At 47.5% G+C, this 21,252-nt stretch carries 15 protein-coding genes and 1 riboswitch; all 15 genes read left to right on the plus strand.

Annotation, left to right across the window (positions count from 1 at the left end; translation table 11 throughout):
* Positions 1 to 173 precede the first annotated feature (173 nt).
* The 15 genes from BM358_RS23005 to BM358_RS23075 all read left to right on the plus strand — a co-directional run bounded on the left by BM358_RS23005 (position 174) and on the right by BM358_RS23075 (position 21,097).
* Positions 174 to 1,739: a hypothetical protein gene (locus tag BM358_RS23005; RefSeq protein WP_028542044.1), complete on the plus strand. Its 1,566-nt coding sequence runs from the start codon at positions 174 to 176 to the stop codon at positions 1,737 to 1,739.
* Positions 1,740 to 1,758: 19 nt separating this feature from the next.
* On the plus strand, positions 1,759 to 2,577 hold the full coding sequence (locus tag BM358_RS23010; protein WP_028542045.1) for a nucleotidyltransferase domain-containing protein: 819 nt from the start codon (positions 1,759 to 1,761) through the stop codon (positions 2,575 to 2,577).
* Between the two features lie 21 nt (positions 2,578 to 2,598).
* A complete protein-coding gene (locus BM358_RS23015; protein WP_028542046.1) occupies positions 2,599 to 4,062 on the plus strand; it encodes a 3' terminal RNA ribose 2'-O-methyltransferase Hen1 in 1,464 nt (487 codons plus the stop codon).
* Positions 4,059 to 6,668, plus strand: coding sequence for a polynucleotide kinase-phosphatase (locus tag BM358_RS23020; protein ID WP_028542047.1), 2,610 nt, complete (start codon positions 4,059 to 4,061; stop codon positions 6,666 to 6,668). Before BM358_RS23015 ends, BM358_RS23020 begins: the two co-directional genes overlap by 4 nt.
* A gap of 20 nt (positions 6,669 to 6,688) precedes the next feature.
* A complete protein-coding gene (locus BM358_RS23025; protein WP_028542048.1) occupies positions 6,689 to 7,486 on the plus strand; it encodes a TatD family hydrolase in 798 nt (265 codons plus the stop codon).
* A gap of 43 nt (positions 7,487 to 7,529) precedes the next feature.
* A riboswitch (TPP riboswitch) is annotated at positions 7,530 to 7,641 on the plus strand.
* 248 nt (positions 7,642 to 7,889) lie between these two features.
* Positions 7,890 to 8,486: an ECF transporter S component gene (locus tag BM358_RS23030; RefSeq protein ID WP_023987157.1), complete on the plus strand. Its 597-nt coding sequence runs from the start codon at positions 7,890 to 7,892 to the stop codon at positions 8,484 to 8,486.
* Positions 8,486 to 9,949, plus strand: coding sequence for an ABC transporter ATP-binding protein (locus BM358_RS23035; protein ID WP_028542049.1), 1,464 nt, complete (start codon positions 8,486 to 8,488; stop codon positions 9,947 to 9,949). Before BM358_RS23030 ends, BM358_RS23035 begins: the two co-directional genes overlap by 1 nt.
* Positions 9,924 to 10,715: an energy-coupling factor transporter transmembrane component T family protein gene (locus BM358_RS23040; protein ID WP_028542050.1), complete on the plus strand. Its 792-nt coding sequence runs from the start codon at positions 9,924 to 9,926 to the stop codon at positions 10,713 to 10,715. The genes BM358_RS23035 and BM358_RS23040 overlap by 26 nt, the downstream gene beginning before the upstream one ends.
* A gap of 139 nt (positions 10,716 to 10,854) precedes the next feature.
* The gene (locus tag BM358_RS23045) at positions 10,855 to 11,580 is read left to right on the plus strand and encodes a methionine ABC transporter ATP-binding protein (RefSeq protein ID WP_049828456.1); all 726 of its coding nucleotides are present in this window, start codon (positions 10,855 to 10,857) and stop codon (positions 11,578 to 11,580) included.
* Positions 11,573 to 12,244: a methionine ABC transporter permease gene (locus BM358_RS23050; protein WP_028542051.1), complete on the plus strand. Its 672-nt coding sequence runs from the start codon at positions 11,573 to 11,575 to the stop codon at positions 12,242 to 12,244. The genes BM358_RS23045 and BM358_RS23050 overlap by 8 nt, the downstream gene beginning before the upstream one ends.
* A 276-nt stretch (positions 12,245 to 12,520) precedes the next feature.
* Positions 12,521 to 13,378, plus strand: coding sequence for a MetQ/NlpA family ABC transporter substrate-binding protein (locus BM358_RS23055; protein WP_028542052.1), 858 nt, complete (start codon positions 12,521 to 12,523; stop codon positions 13,376 to 13,378).
* A 466-nt stretch (positions 13,379 to 13,844) separates the two neighbouring features.
* Positions 13,845 to 14,264: a hypothetical protein gene (locus BM358_RS23060; protein WP_028542053.1), complete on the plus strand. Its 420-nt coding sequence runs from the start codon at positions 13,845 to 13,847 to the stop codon at positions 14,262 to 14,264.
* Between the two features lie 15 nt (positions 14,265 to 14,279).
* Positions 14,280 to 19,247: a DUF4132 domain-containing protein gene (locus BM358_RS23065; RefSeq protein ID WP_028542054.1), complete on the plus strand. Its 4,968-nt coding sequence runs from the start codon at positions 14,280 to 14,282 to the stop codon at positions 19,245 to 19,247.
* A gap of 230 nt (positions 19,248 to 19,477) precedes the next feature.
* A complete protein-coding gene (locus BM358_RS23070) occupies positions 19,478 to 19,972 on the plus strand; it encodes a GNAT family N-acetyltransferase (protein WP_028542055.1) in 495 nt (164 codons plus the stop codon).
* A gap of 141 nt (positions 19,973 to 20,113) precedes the next feature.
* Complete coding sequence (locus BM358_RS23075; protein ID WP_028542056.1) at positions 20,114 to 21,097, plus strand: Gfo/Idh/MocA family protein; 984 nt, start codon at positions 20,114 to 20,116, stop codon at positions 21,095 to 21,097.
* Positions 21,098 to 21,252 lie beyond the last annotated feature (155 nt).

A 21,252-nucleotide genomic window follows, 5' to 3' on the forward strand; every position in this document is an offset into this window, starting at 1 on the left:
CTCCGAAAGCAAGTATCCCTTTATTCTAACAGGGAAGGGAAACAGGAAAAAGGGAAATTATTCTTCTTTGTAATACTTTCACCATGTTCACGACTTCCAATATAAAGCATCATAGAAATATAAGATAGCACGATGAAACTAAGAAGCAATACATAACAGAAGGGTGATGCAACATGTTTGGACGACGCAAAAATGAAGTGTTATATCCATGGGTAGGCAAGCTTTCGATTTATGAAACGATTATGCAGGGAATGGATACTCAGGGCAGGCTTACTGATGATCATTTACCGGATGATGAAGAATATTGGGCAGGTCACACGATACGTTGGGTGGCAGGAGGATTGGATGGAGCATTAGGGCATCATGGTGCTGGCGAACATGTAGCCGACAAAATCAAGGATCTGGTGCAGCTGTTGTCCAGACAATGTCGTAAGCCAGGAATGAAGACGAGACGTGAGACGTATGTACGCCTGATGGAGGAAAATGCGCTCAGTCTGATTGATCCGTTGCTGGATGCGGTGCGCCAGCATCCAGCAATTCAGCCGGATCGTTTGTATGAGGAAGCGCGTTGGCTGGCTGAACACGGAGCACACCGCAATGTGGTGAAGATTGGTATTGCGTTGCTTGGATTGCTGGAGACAGAGCAGCATCACGAGCTTATTTTAACGCTGGCAAAGCATGATGAATTCACGCTATATGCGGCTGTAGCTATCTGTAATATTTCGGAGCAAGCCAACGAACAGTTGTATACGTTAGCCCGCCAGGTACATGGCTGGGGACGTATTCACGTAGTGGAACGGCTGGAACCTACGCGTCAGGAAATACGTGATTGGCTACTGCGGGAAGGATTCCGCAATAATGTCATGTATGAATATCTTGCTTATGAGTGCGCTCATAAAGGCGAGCTGCATACAGCCATCGCCGTTCCGCAGATTGATCAGGAGTTGTTTGACGGAGCAGGCGAGATTCTGTCGGCTTTGCTGGCAGCAGGCGGACCTGCGGAAAGTATAGACGATTATGAGCATGCCGCTATGGTTATAGGTAACTACCTTCGTCATGCCAAGGCCATGTGCACGACGGTGCAGCATTTTACGATCATCATGGATATTGCAGACTTTCTGGATGAAGAGGACGATTCATGGGAGACTCGTTATGAGCATGAATGGACACCGGAATTGCGTAGACGTTACGCGTCGCTGTGCCAGCAGATGATGGACGATCCGCAGTGGGTGCAATTGGTGGAGCAGGAATTGCAGCATGCAGATTCATCTCATCTCCACTATGCCATTCGTGTAGCTCGAATGCTGACACTAGATGTATGGCCCGTGCTATTTGATCAATTAAGCAGATACCCAGTCAAGCCTATTTTGTACTTTGAACTCATCAAGACAGAGGATGAACAGCGGGTGCGCAAGTTGGTGGCTTTTGCAGAACAGCACTTGCCCTTGGGAGAGATTGCTTCCGGCCCTGCTGATGTGCCAGGCTTTGGACCGGAGTATGAAGCGCATCAATGTCTAGGTATGCTGCTGCAACTATTGTCTTCTTACGAAGGAATGGGACAAGAGCTAGTTGCTGCCGGACTTTGGAGTCCGGTGACCTCCAAACGCCGTGCAGCGCTTCATGTACTCAAGGTATGGTCTTCTGAGATGTGGGGAGAGAAAACGACAGAGCGCCTTCGCCGCTTATCGGTAGCTGAAACGGAGGAGTCGATTAGAGAACAGATTCGGGAAATACTTTAATGATAAGGGAGGGAACAACATGACAGATGTGAAGCATGGGCAGGGTTTCATTCAACCGGACATGTGCGAGACGATTTTGCGTGAGCTGCGCGCGTTGGAGCAGGCGGAGCAGGTGCGCATTGTATACGCTTGTGAATCAGGCAGTCGGGCATGGGGGTTTCCTTCAAAAGACAGTGACTATGATGTACGATTTATCTATGTAAGATCCGTAGAATGGTATTTGTCTATTTTTGATAAGCGGGATGTGATTGAGCGACCCATCAGCAATTTGCTGGATATGAACGGCTGGGATTTGAAAAAGGCACTCCATTTGTTTCGCAAGTCCAATCCGCCTTTGCTGGAATGGCTGCAATCTCCGATTCCCTATCTGGAGCAGTATTCAGTGGCTGACCAGATTCGTGCGATATCGCCGTTAACCTTCTCTCCGAAGTCCTGTGTGTACCATTACCTGAATATGGCGCGGGGGAACTATCGGGATTATTTGCAAGGAGAACAGGTGAAGATTAAAAAGTATTTTTATGTACTGCGCCCACTGCTGGCCTGTGGCTGGATTGAACGTTACAACATCATGCCTCCGATGGAATTCGTAGACTTGCTAGAGGAATTAATTCCGGCCGATACAGAACTTTATCAGGTGATCGGGCATTTGCTGCAACGTAAAAAAGCGGGCGAGGAACTGGATATGGAGCCACGGCTTTCGGTGGTGAATGATTTTATCCAGCAGCAAATTGCTTATTTTGAACAAAAGGCACCCTTGCTTCAGCATATGGAGAGTGGACTTGATCAGCAGTTGGATGATTTGTTCCGCGCTGCGGTGAATGAAGTATGGAAAGCATAAGCTGGGAAGGAAAAGTGGAGTATGCACATTACGCTAAAAGCAACCGGAACGAATGCAGGGATGATTTCGCATTTGCTTGCTAAGAATCCTTACAATACGTATGATCGCACAGAAAAAGGCGCACGTGTACGCATGGTGTACACTGTTTTTACCGAGGAAGAGGCTGAGATCGTCATTCAGGCTTCGCCAGATTCGATTGATTTGGTCAAAAACAGTCCAGACAGCTATGATATTACACAATATATAAATGATCGGGAGTTTGTAACCAGCAGCTTATTTTGCACCTATATTCGTGGCTCGCTTGGCACAGCCCTGAACGGTAAACCCAAAGAAGATTATGCAGGATGGGTGACGCACCCTTTTGCGCTGGAGTTATCGTTTGGGCCTGTTGCTTCGGATTTGCCGGATTCTGTGGTGGAGGGACTATTTGCTCCGCTGGGCTATCAAGTGGCCATAGAACGAGGGGAAGCAGATTATTCTTTTCAGCTGAAAAATCGAAGCACCGTCAGATATGTCACGTTAAGTGGCCACCAGACGGTGCAGTATGCGCTGCGTCAGTTATTGCTGTTGATTCCGGTGCTGGATAATTATAAGCATTACTATATTAGTGAAGAAGAGTTTGACAAGCTGAGACGTTACGGTGAAGGCTGGCTGCCAGAGCATCCGCTACGCGAGCTCATCATTCGACGCACGCTTCGTTTTACCAATCTGATTGAGCAATTTGAGCAATCAGATTCTGCTGAAACAGGTACTCAAAAACATATTGAAAAACATACTCAAAAACATACTGTCCAAGCTCAAAATGATAAGCACAAACAGATTCAACAGCCAGAACAGCCACAGGAGGAAGGGAAGCAACAGCCTACTGTACGGCTGAATGAACTGCGATATCAAGCTATTATGGACGTGATTCGCAAGCTGCCTCGAAGACAGAAAATCGTAGATTTTGGTTCAGGAGAAGGGAAGCTTTCGGCTCGGATGGCCCGAATGACGGGCATTGAAGAAATTTGGGCGGTGGAGCCGTCTGCGTATGCACAGGTGAGAGCCATGGAGCGTTTTGCCAAGCTGGAGAGGCATACCGACGCGATCATTCCTACACCCATGATGGGCTCTCTCTTTTATTATGATGAACAATTGCGGGGCAAAGATGTGATGATCCTATGTGAGGTCATTGAGCACGTGGACGAGCATCGTCTGAACCGGGTGATGAAGACGATTGTGACGGAGTATCAGCCAAATGTGCTGATCGTGACGACTCCCAATCGTGAATATAATGAGGTATATCGTATGAACCAGCAAGAGCTGCGGCATGGCGATCACCGTTTTGAATGGAATAGAAGCGAGTTTCAGGAACAATGTGAGCAGTGGATTGAGGAAGCTCCTTATTTGATAGCGCTGAAGGGGATCGGAGAAGAGATCGAAGGCTTTGGACAACCGACCCAAATGGCTATATTTACGCGCAGAAAGGAGCAGAAGGAAGCATGAGCAATTCATCCAAACGTACGATTCATTTACCGCATGCTGGACTGGTTGTGTTGGTGGGGGCCTCCAACAGTGGCAAAACCACATTATTGGACAGGCTGGTGTGCGAAGGGATTCTACTGGAGACAGAAGTGGTATCCTCGGATCATTTTCGCAAGCTGGTCGGAGATACGGAATTTATAGACTGGAGTGGACTTCCAAGGCTGGAATCGGACGTACTGTTCTATGAGTATCAGCAAATGTCAGCCAAGGCGTTTGAGGCGATGGATACGATTCTGGCTATGCGCTGTCGCTTGAATAAGCTAACGGTTGTGGATGCCACTCATTTGTACGCTGAGGATCGCCAGAAATATGTACAGCTGGCAGCCAAGGCGCACGTTCCTGTTATGGCCTTGGTACTGGATGTACCCGAATCTGTGCTGCTGGAACGTGATTTAGGCAGGGAGCATCCGCGTGGCCGCCAACGGGTCAAGCAGCAGGCACAGCTGTTAAAGCGGAACCTGCGTGGTATCCGTGAGGAAGGCTTTAACGCTTGCTATGTTCTTAAGGATGTAGAAGAAATGAACTTTGTTCGCCGTGTGCAGCCACTGTTTCATGAGATTGGCTCAGGTATTGACATCATTGGTGATATCCATGGGTGCTACCGTGAGATGCTGGAAGTGATAGAGCGGCTAGGATATACGGAAGATACGGAAGGACTATACCATCATCCAGATGGTAGAAGACTAGTATCTGTCGGGGATGTGATGAGCCGTGGCCCAGAATCGTTACAAGCGGTGCAGTTCTGGAAAAAGCACGTGGATGCCGGACTAGCGTATATGATTGACAGCAATCATGGCTGGAAAATCGGCCGTTACCTCGATGGGAGAAAGGTGACTCTCAGTCATGGCGATGAACGATTTGCAGAGGAACTGGCCCAATATGAACAAAAAGCGGGCAAGACAGCGGCGGAACAGCTTAGAAGCGAGTTGAGAGATTTTCTGCTACATGCACCCTCTCATCTTATTTTTGGCAGAAATGGATTGCGACACGTGGTCGTGGCTCATGCCGGGATTAAGGATCATTTTATTGGCAAACAGTCGGCACGTATTTCTGATTATTGCCGCTATGGAGATACGGAAGGACAGGATGCGAACGGAACACCGATCCGCAAGGATTGGTTCGTAGACCATGAATCGGGAGAAATAGTAGTATGGGGACATGATCCGAGACCGCAACCTACCCTTGTGAACCAGACGGTGAATATTGATCAGGGTGTGGTATTTGGCGGGATGCTGACCGCTTATCGTTATCCGGAAAAGGAATTTGTCAGCGTTCCGGCACATGAGAATTATGCGAATGATCCAGATAGCCCACTTGTCCGGTGGCAGAGAAAACGGTTTTCCCCGCCGAATTTACGCAAGCTAATCGCTGGTTACAGTGTGTTGACGGAATCGTATGGCGAAGTGCGCGTACAAGGAGAATGGATCAAATCCGCTATAGATACCGTGTCACATGTGACTGTACCCATGGAGGAGCTGGTGTATATTCCACCGACGATGAGCCCTGCTCCAGCGGTGTCTGCAGAGGAAGGATATCTGGAGCATCCACGTGAGGCGCTAGCTTATTATCGAGGACAAGGAGTACAAACGATGGTGGCCGAGAAAAAACATATGGGTAGCCGAGCTATTCTACTGTTATTCAAAAACGAACAGGCCGCTGTTCAATATGTAGGCTACCCGACATTGGGCGCGATCTACAGTCGGAGTGGGAGAGCTTTCTTTGAACAAAGCCTTGGGAAGCAAGTGGTGGAGAAGCTGAATGTGGATCTACGGACTGCTGGATATTTTGAACGGAACCAGACGGATTTTGTATTGCTGGATGCGGAAATTGTACCGTGGAATCTCAAGGCTAGGGAACTGATTGCTGCACAGTATGCGCATGTGGGGGAGGCAGCCCTGCTGGATCGCAGTAAGCTGGTAGACAAGCTGAAGCAGGCGAAGGTTGCAGGTCGAGAGGTTGGAGACTGGTTGGAGGAAATGGAACAGAAGTACGCGAATGCCGTAACGTTTCAAGAGGATTTTCAAAAATATTGCTGGGATGTGGACGGTCTGGATGAAATTCGTATTGCACCGTTCCATACACTGGCACACAGCGGAAAGACTTTTTTCGACCATTCTCATATTTGGCATATGGAGCAAAACCGGGAGCTGGCTGGGCTGTCTTCCCTGTTTATGGAGACAGAGTATCGCGTGATCACGGACGAAGCAAGCGAGGAAGAGGTCATTCGCTGGTGGAACGAGATGACAGAGGATGGTCATGAAGGGATTGTGATCAAGCCGGAACGCTTTTTGATGAAAAATCGGGACAAGATGATTCAGCCTGCAATCAAGGTGAGAGGCCGGAAGTATTTGCACATCATTTACGGTATGGATTATCTTGCCCCTGAGAATTTAAAGCGTCTGAAGCAGCGTCGAACGAACAAAAAGGAGCGTCATGCCCTGATGGAAGGAGCGCTTGGTATGGAAGGCGTGGAACGTTTTGTCCGCAAGGATACGGTAGATCGTATTCATGAATGCGTCCTTGCCGCGCTATCTCTGGAATCGGAGCCGATTGATCCGAGATTGTAGTTTGCGAAGGAGGGATTGAGATGGAAAGGGGTACACCGTTAATTGATATTGGCGTGAACTTGATGCACCGTTCGTTTCATGCGGATCGGGAACAGGTGGTAGAGAGAGCCGCAGCTGTAGGGATTTCACCCCTGATTATTACCGGGACCAGTGTCCGCAGCAGTCGGGAGGCTTCTCAGTATGCAGCACGTTATCCGGGCAAGCTGTATGCGACAGCTGGCGTGCATCCCCATGATGCCAAAGACTGCAGCGCAGAGACGGTTCAGCAGCTCCGTCAGCTGGCGAGTCAGCCGCAGGTCGTATCCATAGGGGAATGCGGATTGGACTATAACCGTGATTTTTCGCCGCGTGATGTGCAGCGCCGATGGTTTGGCGAGCAAATCCAACTGGCGGGTGAGCTAAATATGCCGTTATTTTTGCATGAACGAGATGCACATGAGGATTTTGCCGCTATGCTGCGGGAGTATCAAGGGCTTGTCGATAAAGCAGTGGTGCATTGTTTTACAGGCACGGAACAAGAATTGCATACGTATGTAGAGATGGGACTGTATATCGGGATCACCGGCTGGATTTGCGACGAACGGCGTGGCAAACATCTGCGTGAACTGGTCAGAGATATTCCCTTGGACCGTCTGATGATTGAAACGGATGCTCCATTTTTGACCCCGCGTAATTTGCCCGTGAAGCCCAAAGAAGGGCGTAATGAGTCGATGTATCTCGCTCACATTGCTGCTACGATAGCCGAATGTACAGGCCGAAGCATGATGGAGATCGAAATCGCCACGACGGAGACAGCCAAACGTTTCTTCGGATTATAGGATTGTCAAAGCCATAGATGTGGTATATATTATAGTGAATTAAAAAAGCATTGTCGGGAGCTTGAGAAAGTCAGGCTGAGAGGGTGGCCCTTGCCACTGACCGTGAAATCTGATCTGGGTAATGCCAGCGTAGAGAAACCAAGAACACTATACAGGAATGCCGCTTGTTTTGCGGTTGTCGATAGATACAATGTATGTCCTAGCATTTTACCTTGACCCTGACTTTGGCTTGGTATCAGTGTAGTAGCTTAGACTACTGGTTATATAAGGCATATCGACGAATGATGTTTTGTATGGTGCTTCACCTTTTACTGCGCATAAAGCTTGCCTGGAGATTCAGCTCCAGACAAGCTTTTTTTTATGGCCAAGAGGCCAATTATAAGGATAAGGGGAGCACGCAATAATGAATACTGCTGTAAGAGCGTCCAAAGGGTTGAAGCTGACTGATATTTTGGTCACGATTGTGATCGCTGTTGTGTTCGGGTTAGTCTACAAAATATGGGGACCTGCCTATGATTTGATGAAACCATTCGGTCTACACGCCGAGCAACTGATGTATGGCATGTGGTTTATGGCAGGCACGTTTGCTTATCTCATCATTCGCAAGCCGGGTGTTGCAATTTTGGCAGAGGTGGCAGCGGCAACGGTCAGTGCTTTTTTGGGAAGCGAATGGGGGATGTCCACTTTGTACTATGGCCTGCTGCAAGGCTTGGGAGCGGAGCTATTTTTTGCGGCTTTTCTGTATCGGAACGCAAACCTGTGGGTTGCTTCGCTAGCTGCGGCCGGGGCGGCTGTCGCTTCTCTGATTTTAGACTTCAGCTACGGGTATATTGATCAGCTTTCGACCTGGAACTATGTTTTGTATATCGGTTTTCGCATGATTGGCAGCATTGTGATTGCCGGGGTATTCGCGTTCTATCTGGCTAGGGCATTGGAGGTAACCGGAGTCACGCGAAGTTTGAGACCCGCAACGGAACAAGATTATAAGGGGCTGGATTGATGAGCCAGGCAACCGAAGATGTGGTGGCTTCGATCACCCGTCTTCGGTTGAAATTCCCCGGTGAGCAGGAGCTGCTTTTTCACAATATGTCTTTGTCTGTCCGCAAGGGGGAAAAGCTGCTGTTGCTGGGACCGAGTGGATGCGGTAAATCAACGCTGCTCCAAGTGTTAAGCGGTCTGATTCCACGCACGATAGAAGTGCCTATGAAATGCGATGCTGCTGTAATCCCAAGTGTCTCAGGTATTGTATTTCAAGATCCTGATACGCAGTTTTGTATGTCATATGCAGACGAGGAACTGGCTTTTGTGTTGGAAAATAATCAGGTTCCTCGTGAGCAGATGCGATCCCGTATTCGCGAGCTGCTGATACAGGTTGGTCTATCAACGGATGATATACACATGCCCATTGGCAGCATGTCACAGGGAATGAAACAGCGGCTGGCGATTGCGTCTGTGCTGGCTATGGAGCCAGAAGTGCTTTTTCTGGATGAGCCCACGGCTTTGTTGGACGAGGAAGGCACTACACAGGTGTGGGATACCATTCGAAACATTTCGGTAGACCAGACACTGGTGATCGTGGAGCATAAAATTAATGAAATTGTCCATGATGTGGACCGGATTGTGGTGCTTTCTGCTCAAGGGGAGATCATTGCGGATGGAAGGGCGGAAGAAGTATTTCATGGGCAGCGGCAGGCATTGTCCGAGTATGGCGTGTGGTACCCGGGAGTATGGAGTGAATCGTCTTCGCCGCGTTGGAGTGAATCAGTGACACAGCAGAATGGTACGGGGAATGGTACAGGGATTGATTTGCTGGAGCTGGAACATTTTAGTGGCCTCCGCGGTTTAAGTTCAGTGATTTATGTGGAGCATGCGCAGGTGAAGCCTGGCGACTGGATTGGCGTGGTCGGTGAAAACGGGGCTGGCAAAAGCTCACTGCTGCTCTCCATGATGCGCTTACTTCGCACACAGGGACGTTATAGCGTGCGCGGAATTGAGGCAGGCAGTACGGAACAACTGGCAGAGCGTATCGGGTTCGCGTTTCAAAATCCCGAGCTGCAATTCGTAGCACACACCGTACGAAAGGAACTAGAGTATTCGTTACCCAAGAGCTTGTTCACCGTTGAACAGTGCCGGGAACGGGTCGATCGGATGCTCGTACAGTTCGGACTGGAGCGGCTGGACGAGCGTCATCCGTATCAGCTTTCATTGGGCCAAAAAAGGCGGTTGAGTATTGCTACGGCTATGATCCGTGAGCCGGAAGTGCTGCTGCTGGATGAACCGACTTTTGGGCAGGATGCGCGTAATACCTTTGTCATGCTGGATATGTTGGAGCAGCTGAGAGCGGCAGGCACGGCCATTGTGATGGTCACGCATGACCCGGAAATTGTCCATCGATATTGTACCGATATATGGCGGATTCAGAAAGGGGAACTCCAGTATGAACCTGTCCTTTCCCCATCATAAAACATGGCTGCATCGTGTGAATCCGGGCCTAAAGCTCGTTATGTTTTCCATACTGTTTGTGGTCGTTATAGTCATTCATGATCCGAATGTCATGTTTAATGTTGCGTGTGCTATGCTGCTGCTGCTTGTCTGGTCAGGCCATCCATGGAAGCGGCTGCTGCTGTATGGATCTCCCTTTATATTGGTGTTTATTTCAACCTCAACGGGCATGATGATGTTCGGCAAAGGGGTGACGACCTGGTGGACATGGGGCCTGATCCATATTACGCAGGAAAGCTTTTATCGGGGTATACATCTGGGCTTTCGTGCGCTGAGTATGGCGGCGGTAGGGTTGCTGTTTGGTTTAACGACTCGTCCAGTGGACCTTTTTTATTCACTGATGCAGCAATGGAGGCTCTCTCCGAAGTATGCGTATAGCTTTTTGGCAGCCATGCGGTTGATGCCCATGATGGTGGAGGAATTCCAGGCATTGAGACAAGCCCATCGTATTCGAGGTTTACATCAGCATGTGTCCAAATGGAATATGTATGCCACGCTTCGCAGGTATGCAATTCCGCTGCTCGCTCAAAGTATCCGGCGTGCACAGCGAATTGCTATTGCCATGGAAGCCAAGGGTTTTACTAATGAAACCAAACGCACGTATTATTATGCGATTGGCTATTCGGCTGTAGATATTGTGTTCATATTCTATTTTGTCATCATGCTTACGCTGGCTTGGGGACTCGGTATCTGCTTTCCTTACGTGGGGGTGTGGGATGTACGTTAATTGTTGTCAAAAGGCTTTGCCCGTTTTCTGCTCTGTGGTATATTAATGCAATGGGAATTGACGGCTCGTACAGACCCGCCTGGGCTGGCGGGCTTATTACATTTTCCCTGAGAAATGGATCATCAGGAGGCCAGGTTTCATGATTACGCTGCATCAGGTAAGCAAGCATTATACCACCTCAAGCGGCCAATTTCATGCGGTTCAATCCGTGTCCCTTCAAGTGGAGGAGGGGGAAATTCACGGTATCATAGGTGCCAGCGGTGCCGGTAAGTCTACGTTGCTCCGGTTGATGAATGTATTGGAAAGGCCGGATGAGGGAAACGTGGTTGTAAACGGGGAAGATTTGACTCGCATGCCGGAAAAACGTCTCCGTGAAGCGCGGCGATCGATAGGGATGATTTTTCAGCATTATCATCTTGTTCACAATCGGACGGTCAGTGGAAATGTGGCAATGTCGTTGGAGCTGGCAGGTGTCGCGAAAAAAGAGAGAGTGGAACGTGTGCGCGAATGCCTGCAATTCGTCGGTTTAGCTGATAAAGCAGAACAGTATCCGGCACAACTGAGCGGAGGCCAAAAGCAACGTGTGGCGATAGCCAGAGCGCTGGCGAATCGACCTGCGGTGCTGCTGTGTGATGAGCCGACCTCGGCGCTTGATCCGCAGACGACCGCGGATATTCTGGGCGTGTTACGGGAGATCAACCGGGAACTGGGAGTTACCATTGTAATCGTAACGCACGATATGGACGTGGTACGCAATATTTGTACCCGTGTATCAGAAATGCGGGATGGGCAGCTGCTTTCAACGCAACGTGTAGTTGACGCTGCGGTAGGTTCAACAGCGGAAGCAGGTGAAGCTGATGAATGAAATGCTGAGCATCATTGTGCAATACCAGTCAGAGATATGGAAAGCCATCGGGGAGACGTTTATCATGGTGGGGATTTCTATCGCAGCAGCTGTACTGTTAGGGCTTCCGGCAGGAACGATTTTGTATTTGTGCGGCAAAGGGCAAAAATATGAAAATCGACTGCTGTTCACCTTATTGAACAGTGTGGTCAATGTCATCCGCTCGTTCCCGTTTTTGCTGCTCGTCGTGTTTATGATTCCATTTACACGTCTGGTCGTAGGGACGGCGCTGGGCACGATGGCTGCAACGGTTCCCTTGTCAGTGGTGGCCATCGCCTATTATTCGAGGCTGGTGGAGCAATCATTGCTTGAGGTGCCCAAGGGTGTAATTGAAGCCGCTACTTCTATGGGGGCATCCACCCTCCAGCTTATTTTTAAATTTCTGTACGTGGAAGCTCGTTCCGGGCTTGTACTGGGTTTGACCACGTCCACCATTAGCTTCATCTCCTACTCCACGGTGATGGGCATTGTGGGCGGCGGCGGGGTAGGCGATTTTGCCATCCGCTACGGTTACCAGCGTTTTGAAACAGGCTTGATGGCGTTCACCATCGTCGTCATGATTATTTTCGTACAAACGATCCAGTTCACCGGAAGCACCATATCCCGCCGGATCGACAAGCGATAGGGCAAAAATGTAACTTTTCGCTACACTTGCACCACTCACTATGGGAAATAAAAATGACTTTACAGTACCTCAAAAGCGGAGCGGACAGAATTGTTCTGGAGAAGCGTCAGCGTTCGCCTTTGAAATGGGATTCTAACCTATAAATTGTGTTATAAATCAGAGAGAATCCCATTTCAACAGCGATCGGAAGAACAATCTGCACGCGAAGCGGCTGCGGCTGTACTGTAACTCATTTTTATCTTCCCAATCACAATTTACTTGGAGGTTCCTCATCAAATGAGTCGGAAAAACAACATGAAAACGAACTTGAAACTACTCACACTATTTGCTGTCGTTATGCTACTGGTTGCCGGATGCGGTGGTCAAAAGCAGGCTGCTCCAGAAACACAGTCTAAAGAAGCAACTTCCCAAAAAGAAGTGACCTTGAAAGTAGCAACGCTAATCCCACCGATGACAGATGTGCTGGATATCGTGAAGCCGCTGCTTAAACAGGACGGAGTCAATCTGGAAATCGTCGTGCTTTCAGACAATATCCAACCGAATAACGCATTGGCAAGCCATGAAGTGGATGCTAACTTCTTTCAGCATGCTCCTTTTATGCAACAATATAATGAAAGCAACAAGTCCGATTTGGTAGCGGTAAAACCAATTTACAATGCCATTTATGGCGCGTACTCCAAAAAATACAAGAACATTAAAGACCTGCCCGAAGGTGCGACCATTGCTATTGCCAATGACCCGGCCAATACCGGACGCTCTTTAGTAATGATGGAGCAAAACGGTTTGATCAAGCTTAAAGAAGGCGTAGGCTATAATGCTACACAGGCTGATATTATTGAGAATAAGAAAAAATTCGTGTTTAAAGAAGTGGATTTGTTGATGCTGGCGCGGTCACTGGATGATGTGGACATGGCTGCCATGTATCCCGCATATGCCAAGCCGCTCGGTCTGACACCGAAGAAGGACGCGCTGATTACCGAAAAAGACGATACGCACTTTGCCATTAATCTGGTAGCGCGTAAGGATAATGCAGATTCCGATGCTATTCAAAAGCTGGCAAAGCGAATGACTGGACCAGAAGTACGTAAATTTTTTGAGGATAATTACAAGGACAGCGTTGTTCCAGCATTTTAAATAAATGAGGATTTTGCAAAAATCCAATAAGCGACTTCCAATGAATAAGATATAGATCGAAATGGTTTAGTTCGTCTATATCTTGCACGTTGGAGCGACTGGAATCGAATTTTGCAAAATCCTGAAATAAGTATGTTGAAACATCGTTTTATGATGAAATACGACCTGTATAATGGAAGGAAGTCTGTGAAGAGCAGATGGTCTCCCTTGTGCAGGTCTTTTTTCATCCTTAATATGGAAAGGAATGATCGAAAACAGGGTATAAAGTCTTATTTTTTAAGATTTTAGGGTGTTACACCGCTGCGAATTTTGGTCATAAAGGGCGATGGAGTAATGATAAGGAACATATTAAAATAAATATACGAACAAACATTCGTTTTCGATTTCGTTAACGGTGTTTTTATATGGGTCAAAAAATTCAGCTGACAACGGGCCAAAAGCGTGAATAAAAAGGAAGGGGAACGACATGAAGCTGTTTGTAACTGTAAAAAGTTTGGGAAAGCGCAAGCCCGCACTCGCACGACAGGAATTAGAACTGAGTCCTGCTCCAGAAACATTGCGAGATTTGATTACTGCAACCGTTGCTCTGAATGTTCAAAAGCTACGGGAAAAGCAGGAGAGTGTCGCGCTGATTCCGTTCCTCACGGGAGAGGAAGTTCAGGCACAAGGCGAGATAGGCAAAGTAGGATTCGGTTCCATATATAATGAGGGTGTCCCGGATATTAAGGATGCTGTGAACACGGCGATGCAGGCTTTTGAAGATGGTTTATACAGAGTTTTTGTATGTGACGAGGAAACTATTGAACTGGATGCTCCTTTGTCACTTAAGGATGGGAATGAGATTGTATTTATACGCTTCACAATGCTGGCTGGAGGCCTATGGTAGAGGGGGAAACGAAATATGCATCAAGAGAACAATGAGCAAGAATATTTCACCACACTGAAGGAGCGCGCGGCGCAACTGGATGGACAACAACAGGAGTTGGCTCAGTATGTTGTGGAACTGGGGAAGCTTCATTACATACAGGAGAACGAGGAGCCATTTAACGAATGTCAGCGAATATTAAAAGAACGGGCGACAGAAAGCGGAGAACCGCTGTTTAAGCCACTGACAGAGGTATTACGTGCTCTAATTGGACAAACAGCGGGCGATGTATTCGCCCATCTAACAGAGCATGTGACTGAATATCCATACAGCACAGGGTATGCGCGAAAACCGTTTCGCACTTCGGATATTACGGCCCATACTTCCCGGATTTATAAAAGAATGGTGCAGTTGATTCGAATGGACTGTATCGGGTTCTCTGTAATGGATTATTTAACAAAAAAGGATTATGAACCAGGCAGGGATTACCGGATGCAGGAAACGATTGGTGACTGGATTGCTTATGAGCTGGATAACGATAATTTACAGGTGCTTGAGGCGTTAAAAGCTATTATTTATGGAGATAATCAGGCTGCGTTACTTACGCGCAATATGATTAAAGGCATGCTCCTGAGTCATCAGGAGGAGAATTATCGCATGATCGGCGAGCTCTTGGCAGCCGCCAAGCTCCAGGAGGGATTGCGCCAAAGTATCGTGGAACAAATGGATGAAGGAACCCCGGAGGCTCTAATATATCTGTTAAAGGTGATCATCGACCAAGGCTTCATTCGTTACAGCTCGGTAGTGCGGGCGCTTGCAGTATGGACGGGCATGGGGCTGGAGTCCGCCAACCAGCGGGTCGTTCGCCAACTGATAGAGCAGGCATATGAAGCATTGACTCGTAGTGAACTGCGCAAAGAATGGCTGACCAGCTCAAATGCTAATGAAGTATATATGAGTTTGTGGGCTACCGCAGTACATGAGGAACGTGATTTGTATGGACAGGTTCAGAAACTCATGGAGCAGGGAGCACCTTACCAGAAGATCGTAGCGCTTTATGTACTGTCTAACAGTGAAAACAAGGATGTGCGCCTCGGAATCGCGAGAGAATATCTGGATGAAACGGACCCGGAGCTTCAATATTGGATATTGACGAACTATACAAGCAATTATTTTTATGAATGGATAGAAGGCGGGACGGTCGCGGATCGGATTGTTAAAGTGGTGCGCACTCCTTTGTTGGAGAGCAGAGAGGAGCGGCGTAAAGATTTTGAACGACTTCATAACCTGTTTGTACATATGAAAAAGGGTGAGTCCACCGAGCCCTCCAAGGTGCTGGATTTTGTAAATCTGTATCACCGCTCAGATGCACCTATTCAAAAAATGCTGTATCTCGCTGGTTATGATATGGACGCTTCCTGGATTGGGGAAATCATAGCCTTAAAGGAACAGATTAGCCCTAATCTGCGTGGCGAACTGTTGAACCATTTTGTGCAAAACCCTGAGGATACGGTACAGCGTGATTTTATTTTTTCCAGTTTGTCTGACAAAAGTATGAGTATCCGTGAGTTCGCTGTGGCCAAGGCGCGTAAGCTGACGCTGTCGGAACCAGAAATGCAACAAATGGAAACCTTATTAAAGCTCAAGACGGGATCGTTGCGACAAAGTGTCATTGGTGTGTTGCTCTCACAATCGGAAGGGCCGCTGGCTGGCTCATTGGAACGCTTGCTTCGTGCTAAGGCGGAGCTGCAACGATTGGGTGGACTGGAAGTATTGACGAAGATATATGCAGACCCGGATCGTGCCGAACAGTATGAAAGCCTGCGGGCTTTGGCGGATATCATTCAGCAACCCACAGCCAAAGAGGAGCAACTGCTGTCCAAGCTGGGACAGGAGGATGCTTATACAGGGGCTAACGGTTTTGGCCTGTACGATCCGAATGTCAAGGAAGCTTGGTTGGAAGAGAAAGTTGATCTGGGTGATTTTCGATTGTCCGATGTTTTTGTTAGTCCATTGGAGAAGCTCAAGCAGTTCTTGAGCGGACTGGATGAGCTTGTTCATCATCATCGTGATGTGGAATATACTGCGGAGTATTATTCGGGCTACAAAGATACATTGCTTATTGGGACGAACCTTCGTCCTCTACGGCTGGTTCAGGTCGATGAAGAAGTAGATTCTAGACTGTCTTTATATCCTCTCTATGAGGAGTGGGACCGTTATTTGCAGGAAAGCGGCATGGAAGCGCGTGAACTGCTGGAGCTTGTTTTTTATGACCGATTGGAGCCTATGGACCGAACGCTGGATCGCTACTATCGATACTTTTCTTTTAACATGAACTATTCAGAACAAAGCAAGCACAAGCTGCTGGAAGGATGGCGTAAAGACTTCGCTGAGCAAATGTATCCTTTGGATCGGATTAACGAGGTTCAGAAGTGGATGGCAGAGCTGACCTATTCCGATCAGGTAAGCACATTAGTTAATGCTTATTTTATGGACACATCCGGTGACCAAACATTTGACGTAATTGACCTTGCTTTAAATTCACTAATGCAGGGCGTGCCTAAGGACAGACCTGTAGAGGATATGGGAATGCTCCATCTATTGTCCGGCCCGTGGGTGGCGCTGGAGAAGGGGCAGGTTCATGATGGTGAGTCCTTTAAGCGCTTTTTCCATACCTTTGTGAACTACGCAGAACTGCCAGGAGCGGAAAATCGTTTTTATTCTCCGCTGGATCTGGAGGATTATTTCAAAGCATATGAAAAAGGGTTGATCGGTGTAGGGGAAGTCTATCGGGAACTGCTGGCCGGTAGTGAAAGCAGAAGACATATGAGTTCCTTAACCAATGCCCGCAATACATGGATTTCTAGCAAACATGAATTTTTGGAAATACGTCGCACGGTTATTGATCGACTGTTAGAGGTTGAATTGGTTCGAGGAGATTTGCCTACCGAGGCTACGCCAAAGGTTATGGGATTGAGCCAATTTGAAGGTATGGATTATTTCATCCGTATTCTGGAGGGTCTCGACAAGGAAACGTTTGTGCGTGGTTATGTGTACGGCTACGGTGATCGTATTACCAAAAAAGAATCGTTCAGCCACTTGCTCAAAGCATGTTATCCGAGTGATGGCGAGGATGCCACATTGCTCAAGGAAAAGCTGAAAAACACTAAAATTACGGATAAACGTCTGCTGGAGGCTGCTATGTATGCTCCACAGTGGATTGAGATTGTAGCAGACTATCTCGGTTGGGAAGGGCTTCGCAGTGCCGCATGGTATTTCCATGCACATATCAATGAAGGTTTTTCGGCCGAGAAGGAAACGATTGTAGCCCATTATTCGCCGATTGCTCCGCAAGATTTTAATGATGGTGCCTTCGATATTCACTGGTTCCATGAGGCCTATGAGACGTTGGGCGAGGAACGATTTGATCTGCTGTACGATTGTGCCAAGTATATTTCAGCTGGAGCCAATCATCGTCGATCCCAGTTGTTTGCAGATGCGACGCTAGGCAAGCTGAAACGAAGTGACATGGAAAAATCAGTGGAAGACAAGCGAAACAAAGACCATTTGCTGACCTACAGTCTGATTCCACTTGCTCAGCCGCCTGAACCAGATGTACGCGAACGTTATGATTTTATCCAGAGGTTTCTGGAACAAAGCAAAAAATTCGGAGCACAGCGTAAGGCCAGTGAGGCACTCGTTTCACGGATTGCACTCGGGAATTTGGCACGTAACGCAGGTTATGATGATGTAACCCGTCTCGTATGGGACATGGAAGCTCGTAAGCTGGATGATCTCCGGTCTTATTTTGAGCCACATGCTTTGGACGAGGCTACAACGGTGCAGCTCGTCATTGATGCTGAAGGAGCGGCAGATATTGAAATTGTCAGCAAAGGCAAGACGCTGAAATCCATTCCGGCTCGTTTCAAGAAGGATGAGTATGTTACGTCGCTGAAGGAGCTTAAAGGAGATCTAGTGGATCAGTACCGCAGAGCTCGCAAAGAATTGGAACGCTCTATGGAGTCTGGTACGACCTTTATGGTGAAGGAATTAAGAGGACTGCTGGGTAATCCTGTGCTTGCTCCGTTGGTGCGAACACTGGTTTTCAAGGCCGATGATCACCTCGGATATTTTAATGAGGAAACGTTGGTATTGACGGCTCCTTTTGCTGAACAGCATACTATAGGAGAAGAAGACAAGCTGATTATCGTTCATCCCCTTCATTTGTTCGAAAGTGGTCGTTGGAGCGACTTCCAGAAGGACTTATTCGACCGCCAGATACGCCAGCCATTTAAGCAGGTGTTCCGTGAGCTGTACTTGCTGAATGCTGATGAACGTGCAAACGCGACAGTTTCCCGTCGATATGCGGGACACCAGGTACAGCCGAATAAAACGGTATCCCTATTGAAAGGTCGCCAATGGACAGTCAGCTATGAGGACGGACTCCAGAAGGTGTACTATGCCGAGAATCTGATTGCGAACCTGTATGCCATGGCAGACTGGTTCTCACCAGCGGATACTGAGGCTCCTACGCTGGAGACAGTACAGTTCTTTGATCGGACAACGTATAAGAGCGTACCGTTGGACGAAGTTCCTCCTGTTCTGTTCTCCGAAGTTATGCGGGACGTGGATCTGGTCGTCAGTGTTGCCCATGTAGGCGGCGTTGATCCAGAGGCCAGTCTGACGACCATTGAAATGCGTAGGGTGATTGTGCAGGAATCACTTCGCCTGCTGAAAATTAGCAATGTACGCTTGGATGGGAATTATGCACGTGTAGATGGGACTCTTGGCGAATATGCTGTGCATCTGGGAAGCGGGGGTGTCTATAAGCAAGCGAAGGGAGCACTGCATATTATTCCGGTGCATTCGCAGCATCGTGGACGCATCTTCCTGCCGTTTCTGGACGAAGACCCAAGAACAGCGGAGATTCTATCTAAAATTGTCTTGTTGGCTGAGGATCAGAAGATCAAGGACCCGCAAATTCTTACACAGCTTCAAGCGTAGAATAGAATTCTGATATATAGAGATTCATAATTAACTCAACGTTCGCACCTAGACAATGGTTTCAAATCCTCTACTGTGTAGGTGGAAACTTAGTTTAGTTGCGGAGGTTGAGTTATTTAATACTGAGCGTGTATCAAGCGCCAATAAGGAGATATGGGTAATATTTTAGGTTCTGTGGTTTAATGAGAATCTAATAGTATAACAATTGACGATAATAGGAGAACACAACGATGATTAATAGTATCTTTCTAAAAGAGTACTCAACCGAGTATCAAACACAAGTTGTCGATTTAATTTTACATATTCAAAAAGATGAATATAATATCGCCATAACCAAAGAAGATCAGCCAGATTTGCTTGATATTGAAAATTTTTATCAGCGTGGTAACGGCAACTTCTGGGTGGCTCTTAGTGAAGGAACCGTAGTAGGGACTATAGCTTTGTTAGATATTGGGAACCGTAAGACAGCACTCAGAAAGATGTTTGTAAAACAAAACTATAGAGGTAAAACATTCAATGTTTCGAATCAATTATTGCATCATGCCATAGGATGGGCCAGGGAAAGGTCTATTGAAGAAATCTATCTTGGAACAACACCACAATTCGTAGCAGCTCATCGTTTCTATGAGAAGAATGACTTTGTTAGTATAGCTCCAGAAGAATTGCCGATTGGTTTTCCAGTCATGAAAGTGGATAAAAAGTTTTACAGATACGTCATTCAATAATGGGTATAAATGAAGATGCTGCTGGGTCACAAAAGAAACTGTCGTCTAGCAAATGTTTCTTTTGTTTAGGACAGGCGTTTGCTAGAATAAAAGGGTATGTTGTAAGTCAACGTTAACCAAATTGCTGGGAGGGACACAAGTATGAGCAAAAAGATTAAATGGGGAATTGTCGGCACAGGCTGGATCTCAGATCAATTTGTGGCGGATTTGGCGCATGTTACGAATGGAGAAGGGTATGCTGTTGGATCACGCACTATTGAAAGCGCTACCGAATTTGCAGCTAAGCATCAAATATCAAGGGCTTACGGGAGCTATGAGGAATTAGCACAAGATCCCGAGGTAGATGCTATTTACGTAGGGACTCCCCATCCTTTTCATAAAGAAAATGTTCTGACGGCTCTTCGGGCGGGCAAAGCAGTCTTGTGTGAGAAACCCTTCACCGTCAACAGCAAAGAATTGGAGGAAATGATCGGCTTTGCACGTGAGCGTAAGCTATTCCTGATGGAAGCAATGTGGACACGTTTTTTGCCTCCGATTCGCCAAGTGCGGGAGTGGATACATGCGGGACACATTGGCGAGATAAAGCTGGTTAAGGCGGAATTTGGTTTTCGAATAGATTGGAACCCGGAGGGGCGGCTTTTGAACCCTGAGCTGGGCGGAGGTGCTCTATTAGATGCAGGAATTTATCCGGTTTCTTTTGCTTCAATGGTCTTCGGTCCTGAACCTGAGCATGTATGGAGCACAGGTCATATCGGGGAGACAGGCGTTGACGAGACATTTTCGATCTTGCTGGATTATGGAAAAGGACGCACGGCTATGCTTAACGGGGCAGTCCGCCTCGGATTGACGAATGAGGCATACATCCATGGAACAAAGGGCTATATCCACATTCCGTCATTCCTGAACAGCACATCGGCTACTTTAGTTGTGGACGGTGAAGAGGCACAAAACTTTCAGGATGACCGATCCTCTACAGGCTATGCCTTTGAAGCAGAAGAAGTCGGGCGTTGCTTGAACGAAGGTTTGCTCGAAAGTTCTACTATTTCTTTAGATGAATCGTTAGGAATTATGAAACTGATGGATCAGATTCGTTCACAATGGGGGCTTCGGTATCCGTTTGAATAATCACATTAATTCCAGGGACCTTTCAGGTTCTCTGGAATTTTTTTGTTTATGAGCGTTGTTTTTTATACCAGGATTTTGCAAAATCCTTATACATAAGTATTTCCAATTCTCAAATAGCGACTTTGGTCGCACGCTAGGTAACGCCATATGAGTAA

It is taken from the genome of Paenibacillus sp. cl130 (genome assembly GCF_900116035.1).
Taxonomy (GTDB): Bacteria; Bacillota; Bacilli; order Paenibacillales; family Paenibacillaceae; genus Paenibacillus; species Paenibacillus polymyxa_B.